At 64.0% G+C, this 16494-nt stretch carries 13 protein-coding genes and 2 pseudogenes; 14 read left to right on the plus strand and 1 reads right to left on the minus strand.

Features of this window, described 5'->3' with window-relative positions:
• Window positions 1-4 precede the first annotated feature (4 nt).
• The 10 genes and pseudogenes from AU188_RS10865 (at window position 5) to AU188_RS10910 (ending at window position 10903) form a co-directional block, all read left to right on the plus strand.
• A complete protein-coding gene (locus AU188_RS10865) occupies window positions 5-1222 on the plus strand; it encodes an MCE family protein (protein WP_059163694.1) in 1218 nt (405 codons plus the stop codon).
• Window positions 1219-2250, plus strand: a complete 1032-nt coding sequence (locus AU188_RS10870; RefSeq protein ID WP_059163695.1) for an MCE family protein — start codon at window positions 1219-1221, stop codon at window positions 2248-2250. Before AU188_RS10865 ends, AU188_RS10870 begins: the two co-directional genes overlap by 4 nt.
• Complete coding sequence (locus AU188_RS10875) at window positions 2247-3728, plus strand: MCE family protein (RefSeq protein WP_059163696.1); 1482 nt, start codon at window positions 2247-2249, stop codon at window positions 3726-3728. The genes AU188_RS10870 and AU188_RS10875 overlap by 4 nt, the downstream gene beginning before the upstream one ends.
• A gap of 8 nt (window positions 3729-3736) precedes the next feature.
• Window positions 3737-5359, plus strand: a complete 1623-nt coding sequence (locus tag AU188_RS10880) for a virulence factor Mce family protein (RefSeq protein WP_059163697.1) — start codon at window positions 3737-3739, stop codon at window positions 5357-5359.
• 80 nt (window positions 5360-5439) lie between these two features.
• Window positions 5440-6528 carry a virulence factor Mce family protein gene (locus AU188_RS10885; protein WP_286137407.1) on the plus strand — a complete coding sequence of 363 codons (1089 nt, stop codon included), beginning with the start codon at window positions 5440-5442 and terminating at the stop codon, window positions 6526-6528.
• A 27-nt stretch (window positions 6529-6555) separates the two neighbouring features.
• On the plus strand, window positions 6556-8082 hold the full coding sequence (locus tag AU188_RS10890; RefSeq protein ID WP_059163846.1) for an MCE family protein: 1527 nt from the start codon (window positions 6556-6558) through the stop codon (window positions 8080-8082).
• 381 nt (window positions 8083-8463) lie between these two features.
• Window positions 8464-8643: a hypothetical protein gene (locus tag AU188_RS25955; RefSeq protein WP_353612114.1), complete on the plus strand. Its 180-nt coding sequence runs from the start codon at window positions 8464-8466 to the stop codon at window positions 8641-8643.
• Window positions 8640-9612 (plus strand): annotated as a pseudogene (locus AU188_RS26045) (RDD family protein). The gene AU188_RS25955 and the pseudogene AU188_RS26045 overlap by 4 nt, the downstream one beginning before the upstream one ends.
• Window positions 9609-10160 (plus strand): Rv1363c family protein, encoded by a 552-nt coding sequence (locus AU188_RS10905; RefSeq protein ID WP_059163699.1) that lies wholly within the window; start codon window positions 9609-9611, stop codon window positions 10158-10160. Before AU188_RS26045 ends, AU188_RS10905 begins: the two are co-directional and overlap by 4 nt.
• Window positions 10127-10903 (plus strand): annotated as a pseudogene (locus AU188_RS10910) (mammalian cell entry protein). Before AU188_RS10905 ends, AU188_RS10910 begins: the two are co-directional and overlap by 34 nt.
• 306 nt (window positions 10904-11209) lie before the next feature.
• On the opposite strand, the gene fdhD reads toward AU188_RS10910, so the two are convergent.
• The gene (gene fdhD / locus AU188_RS10915) at window positions 11210-12034 is read right to left on the minus strand and encodes a formate dehydrogenase accessory sulfurtransferase FdhD (protein ID WP_059163700.1); all 825 of its coding nucleotides are present in this window, start codon (window positions 12032-12034) and stop codon (window positions 11210-11212) included.
• A gap of 108 nt (window positions 12035-12142) precedes the next feature.
• Between fdhD and AU188_RS25285 the strand changes: the two genes are divergently transcribed.
• The 4 genes from AU188_RS25285 (at window position 12143) to mobA (ending at window position 16217) form a co-directional block, all read left to right on the plus strand.
• A complete protein-coding gene (locus AU188_RS25285) occupies window positions 12143-12292 on the plus strand; it encodes a hypothetical protein (RefSeq protein WP_156426631.1) in 150 nt (49 codons plus the stop codon).
• A gap of 271 nt (window positions 12293-12563) precedes the next feature.
• Window positions 12564-14549 (plus strand): 2-oxoacid:acceptor oxidoreductase subunit alpha, encoded by a 1986-nt coding sequence (locus tag AU188_RS10920; protein ID WP_502687606.1) that lies wholly within the window; start codon window positions 12564-12566, stop codon window positions 14547-14549.
• Window positions 14546-15616 (plus strand): 2-oxoacid:ferredoxin oxidoreductase subunit beta, encoded by a 1071-nt coding sequence (locus tag AU188_RS10925; RefSeq protein WP_059163702.1) that lies wholly within the window; start codon window positions 14546-14548, stop codon window positions 15614-15616. Before AU188_RS10920 ends, AU188_RS10925 begins: the two co-directional genes overlap by 4 nt.
• 10 nt (window positions 15617-15626) lie before the next feature.
• Complete coding sequence (mobA, locus tag AU188_RS10930; protein ID WP_082686580.1) at window positions 15627-16217, plus strand: molybdenum cofactor guanylyltransferase; 591 nt, start codon at window positions 15627-15629, stop codon at window positions 16215-16217.
• Window positions 16218-16494: the final 277 nt, after the last annotated feature.

The following is a 16494-nucleotide window of genomic DNA, read 5'->3' on the forward strand; positions in this document are numbered from 1 at the left end:
TGCCATGAACACGCCGATGAAGCACAACGCGCTGCGCACACCGCCGCACATGATCGCGGGGATAGTCCTGTGGTTGGTCGTCGCACTGATCACTGCGCTGGTGTTCCTGCACTTCCGTGGTCATTTCGTACCGAAGGTGCAGTTGACGATGCTGTCCGGCCGTGCCGGGTTGGTGATGGATCCCGGTTCGCCGGTGACCTTCAACGGGGTGCACATCGGCCGGGTGGCGACCATCGAGCAGGCACAACGCGACGGCGAGCAGGCGGCGAAGTTCACTTTGAATGTCGACCCGAAATACATCCGTCTGATCCCGGCCAATGTGGACGCGGAGATCAAGACGACCACGGCGTTCGGCAACAAGTATGTGTCGTTCTCCTCACCGGAAGACCCACTACCTCAACGCGTTTCCAGCGACGACGTAATCGATGCAACGCATGTCACCACCGAGATGAACACGTTGTTTGAGACGGTGATGAACCTGACCGAACACGTGGATCCGGTCAAGTTGAACCAGACGCTCACCGCCACCGCCCAGGCGCTGGATGGTTTCGGGAATCGATTGGGCGACTCGATCGAACACGGCAACGCGATCCTCGATGATCTGAATCCGCAGATGCCGCGCATCCGCGAGGACATCGGCTTGCTCGCCGATATGGGTGAGGTATACGCCGCTGCGGCGCCGGACTTGTTCGACGGATTGGACCACGCGACGACCACCGTCGCCACCCTGAATGAGCTGCGCGGCAGTCTAGATGAGGCGTTGATGGCCGCCATCGGGTTCGGCCACACCGGAGCCGACGTGTTCGAGCGCGGCGGCCCTTTCATGGTGCGCACCATCGAGGATCTGATTCCCACCTCGGCCCTGCTGGACGAGTACAGCCCTTCACTCTTCTGCGCCATCCGCAACTATCACGATGTGGCACCCAGGTACGCGAGGGCATGGGGCGGCAACGGCTACTCGATCCACACCACCAACGAGATGGTGGGTGCGGGCAATCCATACGTGTACCCGGACAACTTGCCGCGACTGAATGCCTCGGGTGGTCCGGAAGGCCGGCCCGGTTGCTGGCAACCGATCACCAAGGACCTGTGGCCGGCGCCGTACCTAGTGGTGGACACCGGGGCCTCCAACGCGCCCTATAACCACTTCGAACTCGGTCAACCGTTCGCTATCGAACACATCTGGGGTCGCCAGGTGGGGGAGTACACGATCAACCCATGAAGATCACCGGCACCGTCATCAAGCTCGTCGCATTCTCGCTGGTACTGATGTCGTTCGCCGTGATGATCGTCGTGGTGTTCGGTCAGGTTCGGTTCGACCGCACGACCGGATATACGGCTATCTTCAGTAGCGCCAGCGGTTTACGCTCCGGCCAGTTCGTTCGCGCATCCGGGGTCGAGGTCGGCAAGGTCTCCAACGTGGAATTGATGGGCGCCGGAAATCAGGTGAGGGTCGACTTCAGCGTCGACCGTTCGCTGCCGTTGTTCGACAGCACCACCGCCTCGATCCGTTACCTGAACCTGACGGGCGACCGCTATGTGGATCTCGAGCGCGGCGACAGCGATGAGCGGTTGCCGGCTGGCGGCGTCATCCCGATCGAGCAAACCGAGCCGGCGCTGGACCTCGACGCATTGATCGGCGGGTTCCGGCCGGTGTTCCAGGCGCTTGATCCGGACAAGGTCAACAACATTGCCCAGTCGATCGTGACGGTTTTTCAGGGGCAGGGGGGCACCATCAACGACATCCTCGATCAGACGGCGTCGCTCACCTCGACACTGGCCGAACGGGATCAGGTAATAGGTGAGGTGATTACGAACCTCAACACGGTGTTGGACACCACGGTCAAGCATCAGAAGCAGTTCGACGAGACAGTGAACAACTTCGAGGTGCTCATCACCGGCCTGAAGAACCGGGCCGATTCGATCGCAGGTTCCGCGGTCTCGATCAGTGACGCGGTCGGTACGCTGGCGGATCTGCTGTCCGATAACCGGCCGCTGTTGAAGGACACCGTCGGCTATTTCGAAGCCATCCAAGCACCGCTGGTCGACCAGCAGGCCGAGCTCGATTCGTTCCTCAAAGAGGTGCCGGGCGCTTACCGCGCTGTCAGCCGAGTGGTCGGCTCCTATGCCGATGGCATGAACTTCTACATCTGCGATTTGTCGTTGAAGCTCAACGGCTTGCAGCCTGGCGGCCCTGTCCGCACGGTCAAGATCACGGGTCAACCGTCAGGCCGGTGCACGCCCCAATGAGAACCTTGACCGAAACCAGCCGGATCCGCGTCGGGTTGATGGGGATCCTTGTCGTTTTACTCGTCGTCGGGGTGGGGCAGAGCTTCGCAAGCGTGCCCATGTTGAATGCGCAGCCGATCTATTACGCACAGTTCGCAGATACCGCCGGGCTGAGCACAGGTGACAAGGTGCGCATTGCCGGTGTGGACGTCGGCCGGGTGCGCTCGATCCAGATCGACGGCGACAGCGTTTCGATCGGCTACACGCTCGGCGGCACCCGAATCGGTAGAGACAGCACCGCCGCCATTCGTACGGACACCTTGCTTGGCCGTAGGAACATCGAGATCACGCCGAACGGCTCGGAGGTGTTACGGCCCGGCGGCGTGCTGCCAGTGGGCCAGACCACCACGCCGTATCAGATCTATGACGTGTTCTCCGATGCAACGACGGCGGTCTCGGGTTGGGACACCCAGATGGTCAAGCGGTCGATGAATGTCTTGTCGGAAACCGTCGATCAGATCTCTCCTCATCTCAGTGCGGCGTTGAAGGGTATGGGCCGGTTCTCGGACATCATCGGCAAGCGCGACGAGCAGATCAACCAGCTGCTGGCCAATGCCAACGCGATTGCGGGTGTCCTCGGGGATCGCAGCGAGCAGGTCAACGCGCTGCTCGTCAACGCGCGGACGCTGCTCGCCGCGGTCAACGAACGCGGTAAGGCAATCAGCCTGTTGCTGGAACGGGTGTCGGCGGTATCGGAACAGATAAAGGGTTTCATCAACGACAACCCGAACCTCAACAAGGTGCTCGAGCAGCTACGCATCGTCAGCGACATCCTGGTCGAGCGCAAGCATGAACTCAATGAGACCCTGGTACTAATCGGCAAGTATCAGCCCGCGCTAGGGGAAGTCGGCGCTTCCGGACCGTACCTCAAGGGGGTCATTTCCAACCTGGTGCCGCCGCAGATCTTGCAGCCGTTCATCGATGCGGCATTCAAGGACCGCGGTATCGACCCACAGAAGTTCTGGAGCGATGCCGGCTTGCCGGCGTTCCAGTTCCCCGACCCAAACGGTTCGCGCTTCGCCAACGGGGCACCGCCGCCCGCGCCAACACCGTTGGAGGGCACCCCGGAACATCCCGGACCCGCGGTACCCCCGGGGTCACCGTGCTCGTACGTGCCGGGCCCCGACGCACTTCCGACGCCCGAGAACCCGCTGCCGTGCGCCCATGCCACCGTGGGTCCGTTCGGTGACAACCCGCACGGCACAAACTACGGACCGCCGGACGTGGCGACATCGGCACCCAACCCGGGCGGGCCGCCACCGGCCCCCGGCGTCTCGAGTTCCGCTATCCCGGGTCAGGTCGCGCCGGTTGCCCCCGGCGCCCCGGTGCCGATCGCGCCTGACCCGCCGGGCGCCCGTCGTGACCCTCCGGGACCGTTCCCCGTGGCGACGCCGCCGGACAACCCGCCTTTCCTCCAGCCCGAGTCACAAGAGCGGTAGGCCCAATCATGTCAACGATCTTCGACATCCGAAACATCAAGTTGCCGATCATGTCTCGGGCTGCGGTGACCGCCGGGACGCTTCTCGTGATTCTGGCGCTGGTGGGCGGCTACGCCGGTTGGCAGCTCTACGAGAAGCTGACCAACACCAGCGTTGTCGCCTACTTCGCGCAGACGCTCGCACTGTATCCGGGCGACAAGGTGCAGATCATGGGCGTCCAGGTCGGTGCCATCGATTCGATCGAGCCGGCCGGCGACAAGATGAAGGTGACCTTCCACTTCGCCAACAAACATCGGGTGCCGGCGGACGCCACCGCGTCGATTATCAATCCGGGCCTGGTGGCGTCGCGCAATATCCAGTTGTCGCCGCCTTACACGGGCGGACCGGTCATGCGCGACGGCGCGGTGATCCCGCTCGAACGCACCCAGGCGCCGGTGGAGTACAACGACTTCATCGATTCGGTCCATCGGATCCTTGGTGAGTTGGGCCCAACGCCAGAGCAACCCAAAGGGCCACTCGGCGACGTCATCGAATCGGTCGCCGACGGTCTGGAGGGAAAGGGACAGCAGCTCAACAAAACCTTGAACGGTCTGTCGGATGCATTGACCGTGCTGAACCGCAGTCGCGGTGACTTCTTCGGCACGGTGAAGAGCTTGGCGTTATTCGTCAACGCGCTGCACCAGAGCGATCAGCAGTTCGTTGCGCTCAACGATGAGATCGCTCAGTTGACCAATTCGTTCACCAACACCGATCAGGAGCTCGCCAACGCGGTCAAGGATCTCGACGACGTGCTCGCGGTCACCCGGACGTTCCTCGACGACAACGCCGAGGTGCTGGCACACGATATCGACAACTTCGCCGATGCGACCACAGCGATACTCCAACAAGAGGCCCGTGACGGTCTGGAAACCGGCCTCCACACGTTCCCGAACGTCGCCGCGAACGCCACCAATTTCTATTCTCCGGTCGGCGGTGGTCCCTTGATGGCTCCGTCGGCCCTCGCGCCGATCACCAACTTCGCCAACCCGCTGCAAGTCCTCTGCAGCATGGTCCAGGCCGGCAGCCGACTGGGCTACCAGGATTCCGCCGAACTATGTGCGCAATACCTGGCGCCGATCCTGGATGCAGTCAAGTTCAATTACATGCCGTTCGGCATGAATCCGATGAGCACCGCCATGGTGCTGCCCAAGATGGTTGCTTATTCGGATCCGCGGCTTCGGCCCCCACCCGGCTACAAAGACACCACGGTGCCCGGGATTTGGGCGCGGGACACGCTGTTCTCCCACGGGAACCACGAGCCCGGCTGGGTCGTCGCGCCCGGTATGCAGGGCGTGGACGTGCAGCCATTGACCGCGAACATGCTGACCCCCGAGTCCCTCGCGGAGCTGATGGGGGGACCGGATATAGCGCCGCCGGTTGCCCCGCCCGCGGCCGGTGTGCCCAGCGGCGGGAACCTACCAGGACCGCCGAATGCCTACGACGAGCGCAACCCTCTGCCGCCGCCGTGGTATCCCCAGCCCGGGCCCCCGCCCCTACCCGCACCGGGGGTGCACGCTGCCGATCCGCTCGGGGTCATCGCCCCGGCCGCTCCGGCTGCACCGCCGTTGCCCGCTGAAGCGGGAGCACCGTAATGCGCAAGTTCAGGATCTTCGGCGCAGCCCGCGTGCGCTATCGGATTGCACGCCGGATCACGGCGCTCGGCGTGGCCGCGATGGTGCTCACGTCGTGCGGCTGGCGGGGTGTCGCCAATCTGCCCTTGCCGGGCGGTCCGGGCTCCGGTGCCGGAAAGGTCACCGTTTATGTGCAGATGCCAGATACTTTGGCGCTCAACGTCAATAGTCGCGTGCGAGTGGCCGACCTGTGGGTGGGCCAAGTGCGTTCCATCGAGCTGAAGAACTGGATCCCGACGCTCACTGTGGAGCTGGAACCTGGGTTGAAGCTGTCGGCGAATACTCGGGCCAAGATCGGACAAACCAGCCTTCTCGGGTCGCAGCATCTAGAGCTGATTTCGCCGCCGGATCCGTCGCCGGAGTCGCTACGAAATGGCGACACCATTCCGCTGGCCAACTCGTCGGCGTATCCCACCGTCGAACGGGTGCTGGCCAGCGTGGGGGCCATCCTGACGGGTGGTGGTATTTCGAATCTCGAGGTGATCCAGACCGAGGTCGACAATTTGCTGACCGGTCGCGCGCCTCAGATACGGGATCTCCTGGGCAAGCTCGACGTGTTCACCGACGAAATGAATCAACAGAGCCAGGACATCACCCGGGCGATCGATTCCACCAACGACCTGCTGAAGATCGTCGCGAATCGCAACAGCACGCTGGACCGAGTGTTCACCGAGTTTCCCCCGCTCGCACAACATTTCGCGGAATCGAAGGATCTGTTCGCCGACGCGGTGGTGGCCCTGGGCCGGCTCAGCGAGGTGGCTGACGAGACGTTGTCGCAGTCGAAGGACAACCTCCACACCAACCTGGATCACCTGCAGAGCCCGCTCAAGGAACTGGCCAGATCCTCGCCATATTTGGTCGACGCAGGAAAGTTCATCGTGATGGGAGGGATGCCTATCGAGAACATCCCCAAAGTTTTCCGGGGCGACTACGCCAATTCCTCTCTCGTCATGGATCTCACGCTCAGCGCGATCGACAACGGGAATTTGTCCGGCACCGGTCTATCGGGTGCACTGCGCGCACTCGAACAGTCCTGGGGCCGCGATCCAGCCACCATGATCCCGGATGTGCGGTTCACCCCGAACCCGCACAGCGCGCCGGGCGGCCCGCTGGTCGAAAGGGGGGAGTGAGCCGTGGCCCGCACCGTCAAATTGCAGATGATCGCGTTCGTGATCATTACCCTGATCGCATTGATCGGGTTGGGTTGGTACTACCTGAGGATTCCGTCACTGCTCGGCGTCGGACAGTACACGCTGCACGTCGAACTGCCGCGCTCCGGCGGTCTGTACGAGACGTCCAACGTCACCTACCGAGGCATCGAGATCGGCAAAGTCACCGCCGTGGAACCGACCGAACAGGGCGCGCTCGCCACTATGAGGATCGACAGCCGGTACCGAATTCCGATCGACGCCGCCGCAAATGTGCGCTCCGTGTCGGCGGTCGGTGAGCAGTACGTGAACCTGGTATCGACCGGGAACCCGGGCGAGTATCTACAGCCAGGACAGACGATCGCCCAGAGCACAGTGCCCACCGAGATCGCTCCGGTTCTCGACGCCACATACCGGGCGTTGGAGGTGGTTCCGGCCGAGAAGATCGACACGCTGCTCAACGAAACCGCGCAGGGCGTTGCCGGATTGGGCCCACCGCTGCAGCGGCTGGTCGACTCCACCACGAACATGGTCAGTGACTTCAAGGCAAACCTGGCTCCAGTCAACGACATCATCACAAACGTGACGCCAATACTGGGCAGCCAGGTGCAATCGCGTGACGCGATCGAACAGTGGTCGCGAAACCTCAACACCATGACCACCCAGGCCTCGCAGCAAGACGCGGCGCTGCGCAGCATGCTGCAACAGGCCGCCCCTACCACCGCTCAGATCAACACCATGTTCAGCGATGTGGGTGACTCGCTGCCACAGACGCTGGCGAACATGGCGATCATCACCGACCTGTTGAAGCGCTACAACAAGGGGCTCGAGCAGGTGTTGGTCCTCCTTCCGCAGTCCGCCTCGATTGCGCAGAGCGCAACGATTTTCGACGACACGTCGTTGTTTCACTTCGGGGCCAACTTCGGTATGCCACCGATCTGCCTCACCGGCTTCCTGCCGGCTTCCGAGTGGCGGTCGCCGGCGGACACCTCCCCGAGGGACATACCGGCGGGTCAGTACTGCAAGATCCCAAAGGATTTTCAGGGCAACGCGGTCCGTGGCGCACGCAACAACCCGTGCATGGACGTACCGGGGAAGCGGGCGGCGACACCACAGGAGTGCCGCAGCGACGAGCCGTACACCCCGATGGGCACCAACCCGTGGTACGGCGACCCGAACCAGATCCGCAGTTGCCCAGCGCCGGGCGCCCGCTGCGATCAGCCGGTCCTGCCGGGTCGGGTGATCCCAGCGCCGTCGGTCAACAACGGGTTGAACCCGCTGCCGGCCGACCAGCTGCCGCAGACGTCGTCTCCGGCACCCACAAGTGATCCATTGACCGCGCCCGGCCAGGGAACCGTCAGGTGCAACGGACAACAACCCAACCCGTGCGGCTTTACCCCGGAAGCAGGTGCTTCCGCCATTTACAGCCCGTCCAGCGGCGAGGTGGTCGGACCCGACGGCGTGAAGTACTCCGTCAGCAATTCGAGCGAGCTAGGGGACAACGGATGGAAGGAGATGCTGGTCCCGGCCGGCTGAACCCTGCCGATGCTGATGGAATGCCGGACACTTCGGTCGCTGGACCCGCCGAACAACTACCGAAGCAGGTCGAAGACGTAGTTGAGACGCCCGCGAATGAGAAACCTCGGCGTCGGCAGTCACGGCTGGGGCGAAGCTGGGCGATCGGGGTCTGCACGACGTTGATGGTGGCGGCCATCGCGGCTGTATTGGGCGGTTGGTTCGCGTTCCGTCATGGACTGTGTGACGGCGACTCAGGCACCGAACATCGACGCAATAGCCATCAGTCAGACCAAGATTATCGAGTGTTCGACCGGTGACTTCGGTGTGTAGGCGACCTTGTTCAGCAGTGTGCTGGTTGACGCGTACAGGGCTGCCGACGCCAAGGTTGAAGTGTCGGAAATGCGCGCGGTTGTGGAGAAGCACAACGACGACGGGTCGATGGATCTATTGGTCGCAATGCGGGTTACGGTCACGAACTCGCAGGCCGCCGATCAGGAACAGGGCTACCGGCTCCGGGTTCAGATGGTGCCCGTCGACGGAACCTATATGGTCGCCAGCCTCGACCAGGTCGGCTCGTGACGGCCGTACCGGATCCCATTCCGGACGCCTCGGTCCCCGACGTGCGGGCGACAGAGGTATTCGCGTCGCGGCTTGGACGCCTCGGCGCCTTCGCGATCGACGTGCTCTTGGGCGTCGCAGTGGTCGCGACGTTCGCCTTAGTCGGTTTGACAAGCCCGCCTCGGGGATGGTTGTGGTGGCTTTGCACCGCCGCCGCGGCGCTCACCGTGGTGGCGATGGCGATCAATCGGTGGTTGTTGCCGACCATGGCCAGGTGGAGCATCGGGCGGGCTCTGTTCGGTGTCCGGGTGGTTCGACGCGACGGTGCCGACGCAGGAGTGTCGCAGCTGCTGATCCGGGACATTCTGCATCTTCTTGACACCGCAGCGCTGTTCGTCGGGTGGCTGTGGCCATTGTGGGGACAGGTGCCGTCGGACCTTCGCCGACCTGCTACTGCGTACTGAGGCGCGATCGGTCGAGGGGCCGCAGCGAGACGTGAAGCGGCCGACCGCGGTCGTGCTGGTGACCGCGGCTGTGTTGAGTACGGCCGCGGCCGGGCTGGGTTATTTGGCTGTGTACCGGCATGAACGCGTCGACGCGGCGCACGCAGAGATCGCCGAGCAGGGACCACGGATCGTCGAGCAGATGCTGAGCTACAGCAAAGATACTCTGGCGCAAGATCTTTTGCGTGGCCAGTCGCTGACCACCGATGGTTACCTCCTACAGTTGACTGCTCAGCAGAAGGCCGTGCGGAAGGCAAGTCCGGCCAACAACGAGTATTGGGCGGTCGGCAGTGCGGTGCTGTCAGCGTCGGAGGATCAGGCGTCGATGTTGCTGGCCATGCAGGGCCAACGCGGCACCGATGAGAAGGATCTGAAGTTCATCACCGCGACGGTGCGAGTGGACTTCCAGAAGTGCTCGGACGGGCGGTGGCTAGTCGCAAACCTGGCGGTGCTGAAGAAGCCGCAGATGCACGCGGTCGGTCAATGAGCCCGAGGAGGCGCGTCGAAGGCGACGAGTGTGACTTCTACAAGGTGGAATCCAAACCGCCGCGGCGCTGGGGCCTGCCGGTGCTCGCTGGTATGGCAACGCTGTTGATCGCTGCGGCGATCGCGGCGAGCACGCTTATGGTGGTCCGCCACGAAACCGATCGGCGCACCGAGATCCGTAACGCGGCGGCGTTGGGGTATGTGCGGGACTTCATGACCGCCTACACCACGCTGGACCCGTTTAATGCCAACGCCTACGCCGACCGCATCCTGGGGCAGGGTACCGGTACCTTCGCCAAGACGTTCAAAGGACAGATGAATGCGATCGTTGTCGAGGTCGCCCGGGCCGAACCCACCAAGGGATACGTTCTGGAGGCCGGTGTGCAACGGTGGCTCGACAATGGTGGCGCCGAGGTTCTGATCGCGACCAAGATCATCACCAAGTCTGCGGACGGAAAGTCGACGATCGAGCGCGGAAACCGTTGGATCGCAACGGCTATTCAGGAAGGACAGCAGTGGAAAATCAGCAACCTGATTCAGGTGGTTTGACCACAGACACCTCCGACAGCGCCACGGCCGAGCCAACTGTGAATGTGAAGCCTGCGCCGCGGGTCCCTCTTGGGAAAGCACATCGGGCTACCAGTGCATTGGAGGCTATCGAAGTCGCCGAGGATGAATCTGGCGGTCACGCAAGGGCATCCGATACGACGATAGCCACTGAACAGGAACCGGTGGAGTTGGTTCCGCATCAGCCAGCGTGTAAGCGACTGCAGAAGCCAGCGTGTAAGCGACTGCAGATCACGGCGGCCGCCGTGGCGGCCTCGTTTGTCGCCGCCGGCGCTTGGGCCGGTACGACACTGCAGCCCTATCTGGCCGGCCGCGCACTCGTCGATACCAAACTCGTCATCGCCCAAACCGCCGCGAACGCCATCACCACGTTGTGGACCTACAGTCCCGAGAACATGGAATCGCTGGCGAAGCGGTCAGCCGAGTTCCTTGCCGGCGATTTCGCCAGCGAATACCGAGGCTACATCGACGTCATCGCCGCCGCCAACAAGCAAGCGCAAGTCTCCAACAACACGCAGGTGATGGGGACTGCGGTGGAATCAGTCACTTCATCGGAAGCGACCGTGATCGTCTACACCAACTCAGTCTCGACAAGTCCGGTGTCCAGGAACATACCTTCGTAAACGTACCTGTCATACCGATTGACGATGAAACGCCACGACGTCGACTGGTTGATCACCACAATGAACGCCATCACAAAGATCGATTTGACGCCGCAGCTTTAGACACCTGGGTAGCGTGGCAGGGTCCCGCGACCGGGCGCCCGTGTCGGCGGGTCACCGGCGTGCCTTTGTGCTTCCGATTGCCTAGACTCCCTGGCCTCACGCGCTCGCTGGCTTGCAAGAACCGCATCGAGTAGCGCACGCTGGCTGTAATGGGAACCATGTGCATCTCCGCCGTATCCTCTCGCCGGGATTGCTACCTGTGGGCGCCGGCGCGGTATAGGTCGAGCGCCTGATCCTCGATCCAGTGGCCACTTATCAGACACGAAACGCGGTGTTGACGCGTATAATTGGCCACGTGAAGCGGTTTCAGCGCACGATGCGGTCGGGCCGGGTGTAGACGTTCATCGACTCGCCGCGCAGAAATGCGACCAGCGTCAGCCCGGACTGGCTGGCCAAGTCCACCGCCAGCGAGGACGGCGCCGACACCGCCGCCAGCACCGGAACGCCCGCCATCACTGCCTTCTGGGTCAATTCGAACGACGCTCGTCCGCTGACCAGCAGCACCGTGCCGGCCAGTGGAACTCGGCCGTGTTCCACCGCCCATCCGATGACCTTGTCGACGGCGTTGTGCCGGCCGACGTCTTCGCGTACAGCGAGCATGGTGCCGTCGGCCGCGAACACGGCGGCGCCGTGCAGGCCGCCGGTACTGGCGAACACCTTCTGCGCCTTGCGCAATCGTGCCGGCAGTGCCGAGAGCGTGTCGGCGGTGACCGTGGTCGGATCGTCACCAGGACCGTGGCGGCTGCTCAACCGCACCGCCTCCAGCGACGCCTTGCCGCAGACCCCGCAGGACGAGGTGGTGTAGAAGTTGCGCGTCACATCGACGTCGGGTGCCGGAACATGCTCCGCCAGCCGCACATCGAGCACGTTGTACGTGTTGAGATTGTCGGGGCCGGCCCCCTTGCAGTAGCGCGCCGCGAGCACGTCGTCGCGGCCACCGATGACCCCTTCGGTGAGCAGAAAGCCCTGCGCGAGTTCGACATCCGAACCCGGGGTGCGCATCGTCACGGTGATCGGCGCACCGTTGACGCGGATCTCCATCGGCTCCTCGACCACCAGGGTTTCGGGCCGCGCGACCGCGGTGTCAGCGGTCATGTGCTGTGCCCGACGCCTGGCTGTGACCCGACCCATAGGCCCACCCTATGACCTGCGGGTGCGGGCGAGCGTTCCATTGCCGTTCACCCCTCTGGCACGCGCGCCGGGCGGCGGTATCGCCGAAGAGACGGCACAATGTCAGGCGTGCACAACGATCTCGAACCGAAGCGCCATTCGCCGGCCTGGCGTGATCCGCTGTCGGCTGGATTCCGCGCGCACCAGCATCTGCTGTTGTTGAAGCTGCGCTGGCACGAACGCCGAGCGGAACCCCCGGCCGGCCCCGCCGACAGCTGACGCGTCGATCCTGCTAGCTGTCAGCTACTGATCGGTAACCATTTCCTTAGAAAACGTTGTCTCGTGAACGTGACGAACAACACAGTTCTGTCTCATCGGTACCGTCAACACACCGCATGAGCTGTGTGTTCACCTCCACGGAAGCGACGCGCCATCCGCGAGTCCGATGAAGGGCTGCCTAAGAGAAGTGCAATAATCGGTACTGGCAGTGACATAAAAACTTTGGTGGCGTTTTCCGGCGGCGCGTCGGCCCGACTGCGACTCGGAGGGCATCGCCAAGACAGCGTGGGAGGCAGGCTTCGTGGCAGCGAAAGACAACGCCGTCAGCCCCGGGACTGCGGGACCCCGGCAGAAGCTCGAGAAGGTCGTCATCCGCTTCGCCGGCGACTCGGGCGACGGCATGCAGCTCACCGGTGACCGGTTCACGTCCGAGGCCGCGTTGTTCGGCAACGACCTGGCCACACAGCCCAACTACCCCGCCGAGATCCGCGCGCCGCAGGGCACGCTGCCCGGGGTGTCGTCGTTCCAGATCCAGATCGCCGACTACGACATCCTCACCGCCGGGGACCGGCCCGACGTGCTCGTTGCGATGAATCCCGCCGCGCTGAAGGCAAACGTCTCGGATCTGCCCCGAGGCGGCCTGATCATCGCCAACTCCGACGAGTTCACCAAGCGCAACCTCGCCAAGGTCGGGTACGAGGGCAACCCGCTGGAGAGCGACGAGCTGTCCGACTACGTCGTACAGGCCGTCCCGATGACCACGTTGACGCTGGGCGCGGTCGAGTCGATCGGCGCCTCGAAGAAGGACGGTCAGCGCGCGAAGAACATGTTCGCGCTCGGTCTGCTGTCGTGGATGTACGGCCGCGAACTGCGGCACAGCGAGGCGTTCATCCGGGAGAAGTTCGCCCGCAAACCTGACGTCGCCGAGGCGAACGTGCTGGCACTCAAGGCCGGCTGGAACTACGGCGAAACCACCGAGGCGTTCGCCAGCACCTACGAGGTCGCGCCCGCCAAACTGAAAACCGGTGAGTACCGCCAGATTTCCGGCAACACCGCGCTGGCCTACGGCATCGTCACCGCCGGGCAGCTGGCTGATCTGCAGGTCGTGCTCGGGACCTACCCGATCACCCCCGCGTCGGACATCCTGCACGAGCTGTCCAAGCACAAGAACTTCAACGTGCTGACCTTCCAGGCCGAGGACGAGATCGCCGGCATCGGCGCGGCCATCGGCGCCTCCTACGGTGGGGCACTGGGCGTCACCAGCACCTCTGGCCCCGGTATCTCGCTGAAGTCCGAGGCGATCGGGCTGGCCGTGATGACCGAGCTGCCGCTGATCATCATCGACGTCCAGCGCGGCGGCCCGTCGACGGGCCTGCCCACCAAGACCGAGCAGGCCGACCTGCTTCAAGTGATGTACGGCCGCAACGGCGAGTCGCCGGTTGCGGTGGTCGCGCCCCGGTCGCCTTCGGACTGCTTCGACGTGGCTGTCGAGGCTGCCCGCATTGCGGTGAACTACCACACGCCGGTGGTCATCCTGTCCGACGGCGCGATCGCCAACGGCTCTGAGCCATGGCGCATTCCGGACGTCAGCGGCTATGAGCCCATCGAGCACACCTTCGCCAGCCCCGACGAGCCCTTCCAGCCCTACGCCCGCGACCCGGAGACCCTGGCCCGGCAGTTCGCCATCCCCGGCACGCCCGGCCTGGAGCACCGAATCGGCGGGCTCGAAGCGGCCAACGGTTCGGGCAACATCTCCTACGAGCCGAAGAACCACGATCTGATGGTCCGGTTGCGGCAGGCCAAGATCGACGGCGTCGCGGTTCCCGACCTCGAAGTCGACGACCCGACCGGTGACGCGGAGTTGCTGATGATCGGCTGGGGCAGCAGCTTCGGGCCGATCGGCGAGGCGTGCCGGCGCGCGCGGCGCAAGGGCATCAAGGTCGCCCAGGCGCATCTGCGCAACCTCAACCCGTTCCCGGCGAACCTCGGCGAGGTGCTGCGGCGCTATCCGAACGTCGTGTGTCCGGAGATGAACCTCGGCCAGCTCGCGCTGCTGCTGCGCGGCCGGTACCTGGTCGACGTGCAGTCAGTGACCAAAGTGGAAGGTATGGCGTTCCTGGCCGACGAGGTCGAAGGCATCATCGACGCCGCGTTGGACGGGACGTTGGGTGAGAAGGAAAGTGACAAGGCCAAGTTCGCACGGTTGGCGGCGGCGACCGTCGAGATCGGTGCGACTGGTGTGGGAGCAAGCGCATGACTGACCTGATCGGTAGTGATCTCGGGTTGACGGCAGGCACCAGCCGGGTGCCGACCACCGACCAGCCGCAGAAGTCCAAGGACTTCACCAGCGACCAGGAGGTCCGGTGGTGCCCGGGCTGCGGCGACTACGTCATCCTCAACACCATCCGTAACTTCCTGCCCGAACTGGGGCTGCGGCGCGAGAACATCGCGTTCGTCAGCGGCATCGGGTGCTCGAGCCGTTTCCCCTACTACCTGGAGACCTACGGGTTTCACTCCATCCACGGTCGGGCCCCGACGATCGCCACCGGTCTGGCGCTGGCGCGTGAGGACCTGTCGGTGTGGGTCGTCACCGGTGACGGCGACGCGCTCTCGATCGGCGGCAACCACCTGATCCACGCGCTGCGCCGCAACATCAACATCACGATCCTGCTGTTCAACAACCGGATCTACGGGCTGACCAAGGGTCAGTACTCACCGACCTCCGAGGTCGGCAAGGTCACCAAGTCGACCCCGATGGGCTCACTGGACTACCCGTTCAACCCGGTGTCGCTGGCGCTCGGCGCCGACGCGACGTTCGTCGGCCGGGCGCTGGACTCCGACCGCAAGGGCCTGTCCGAGGTGTTGCGCGCGGCGGCCGCGCACCGCGGCGCCGCGCTCGTCGAGATCCTGCAGGACTGCCCGATCTTCAACGACGGCTCCTTCGACGCGCTGCGCAAGGAAGGCGCCGAGGAGCGGCTGATCAGCCTCACGCACGGCGAGCCGATCACCTTCGGCGCCGACGGCGAGTACTGCGTGGTGAAGTCCGGCTACGGCCTGGAAATCGCCAAGACCGCCGATGTGTCGGCCGAGGAGATCGTGGTTCACGACGCCAATCTCGAGGACCCGGCGTACGCGTTCGCGCTGTCGCGGTTGAGCGAGCAGAACCTCGAGCACATGGTGATGGGCATCTTCCGCCAGGTGAGCAAGCCGACCTACGACGACGCCGCGCGCCAGCAGGTTGCCGCGGCGCGTAACGAGAAGGCGCACGACACGACCGCGCTTCAGTCACTGCTTCGCGGCAAAGACACCTGGACTGTCGACTAACGTCACGGTCATGACGACCGACGTTCCGTTGGCCGCGGTGATCCTGGCGGGCGGGGCTTCCCGCCGCATGGGCCGCGACAAAGCCACGCTGCCGTACGAAGGAAGCACGCTCGTCGAGCGGATGGTCGACATTCTCAAGCCGCGCTGTGCGCCGGTCTTCGTCATCGCGGCGCCCGGGCAGGCACTGCCCGCGCTCGATGCCGAGGTTCTGCGCGACGAGGTGCGTGGGGTGGGGCCACTGTTGGCCACCGGGCGAGGGCTGCGGGCAGCCGCCGAGGCAGGTTCGGCGCTGGCGTTCGTCGCCGCAGTCGACATGCCGCTGTTGACCGTCGAGTTGATCGACGAACTCGCCGGACCGGCGGAGCGTCTCGGCGCGGACGTGGTGCTGCCGTGGGACGGTCGCGACCACTACCTGGCCGGCGTCTACCGGACTGCGCTGGCCGGCCGCGTCGCGGAGTTGGTGGCCGCGGGTGAGCGCAGCATGCGTGCACTGGTCGAGACGGTCGACACGCAGCGGATCGTGATGCCCGAACAAGCGGCGCTGACCAACGTCAACACGGCCGCCGACCTCGCCGCCATGCGCAGCCCGAAAATTGCTTAGCAAATTCAAAATATTAATTGCGCATGATTTCGAAATTCACGGGCGGAATTCCTGGCAGTGAATTACTCGGGATTCGGCCGTGATATACGGCGCGTTACGCACGGATACCCGGGGCGAAGAACCCAGCCAGGTGCGTTACGAATAGCTGTGTCCGGGAAGTACTTTCATGCAGGGCTATGGGCATTGACGCCCAATTTGAAGCGACTTAAGGGCCGTTGTGCCGCGCCGATAGCCCATAAGGGGATTCGACGCCCCGCATGTAGGCGCTGGCCATGGT

The sequence above is a fragment of the Mycobacterium sp. IS-3022 genome (genome assembly GCF_001500065.1).
Lineage (GTDB): Bacteria > Actinomycetota > Actinomycetes > Mycobacteriales > Mycobacteriaceae > Mycobacterium.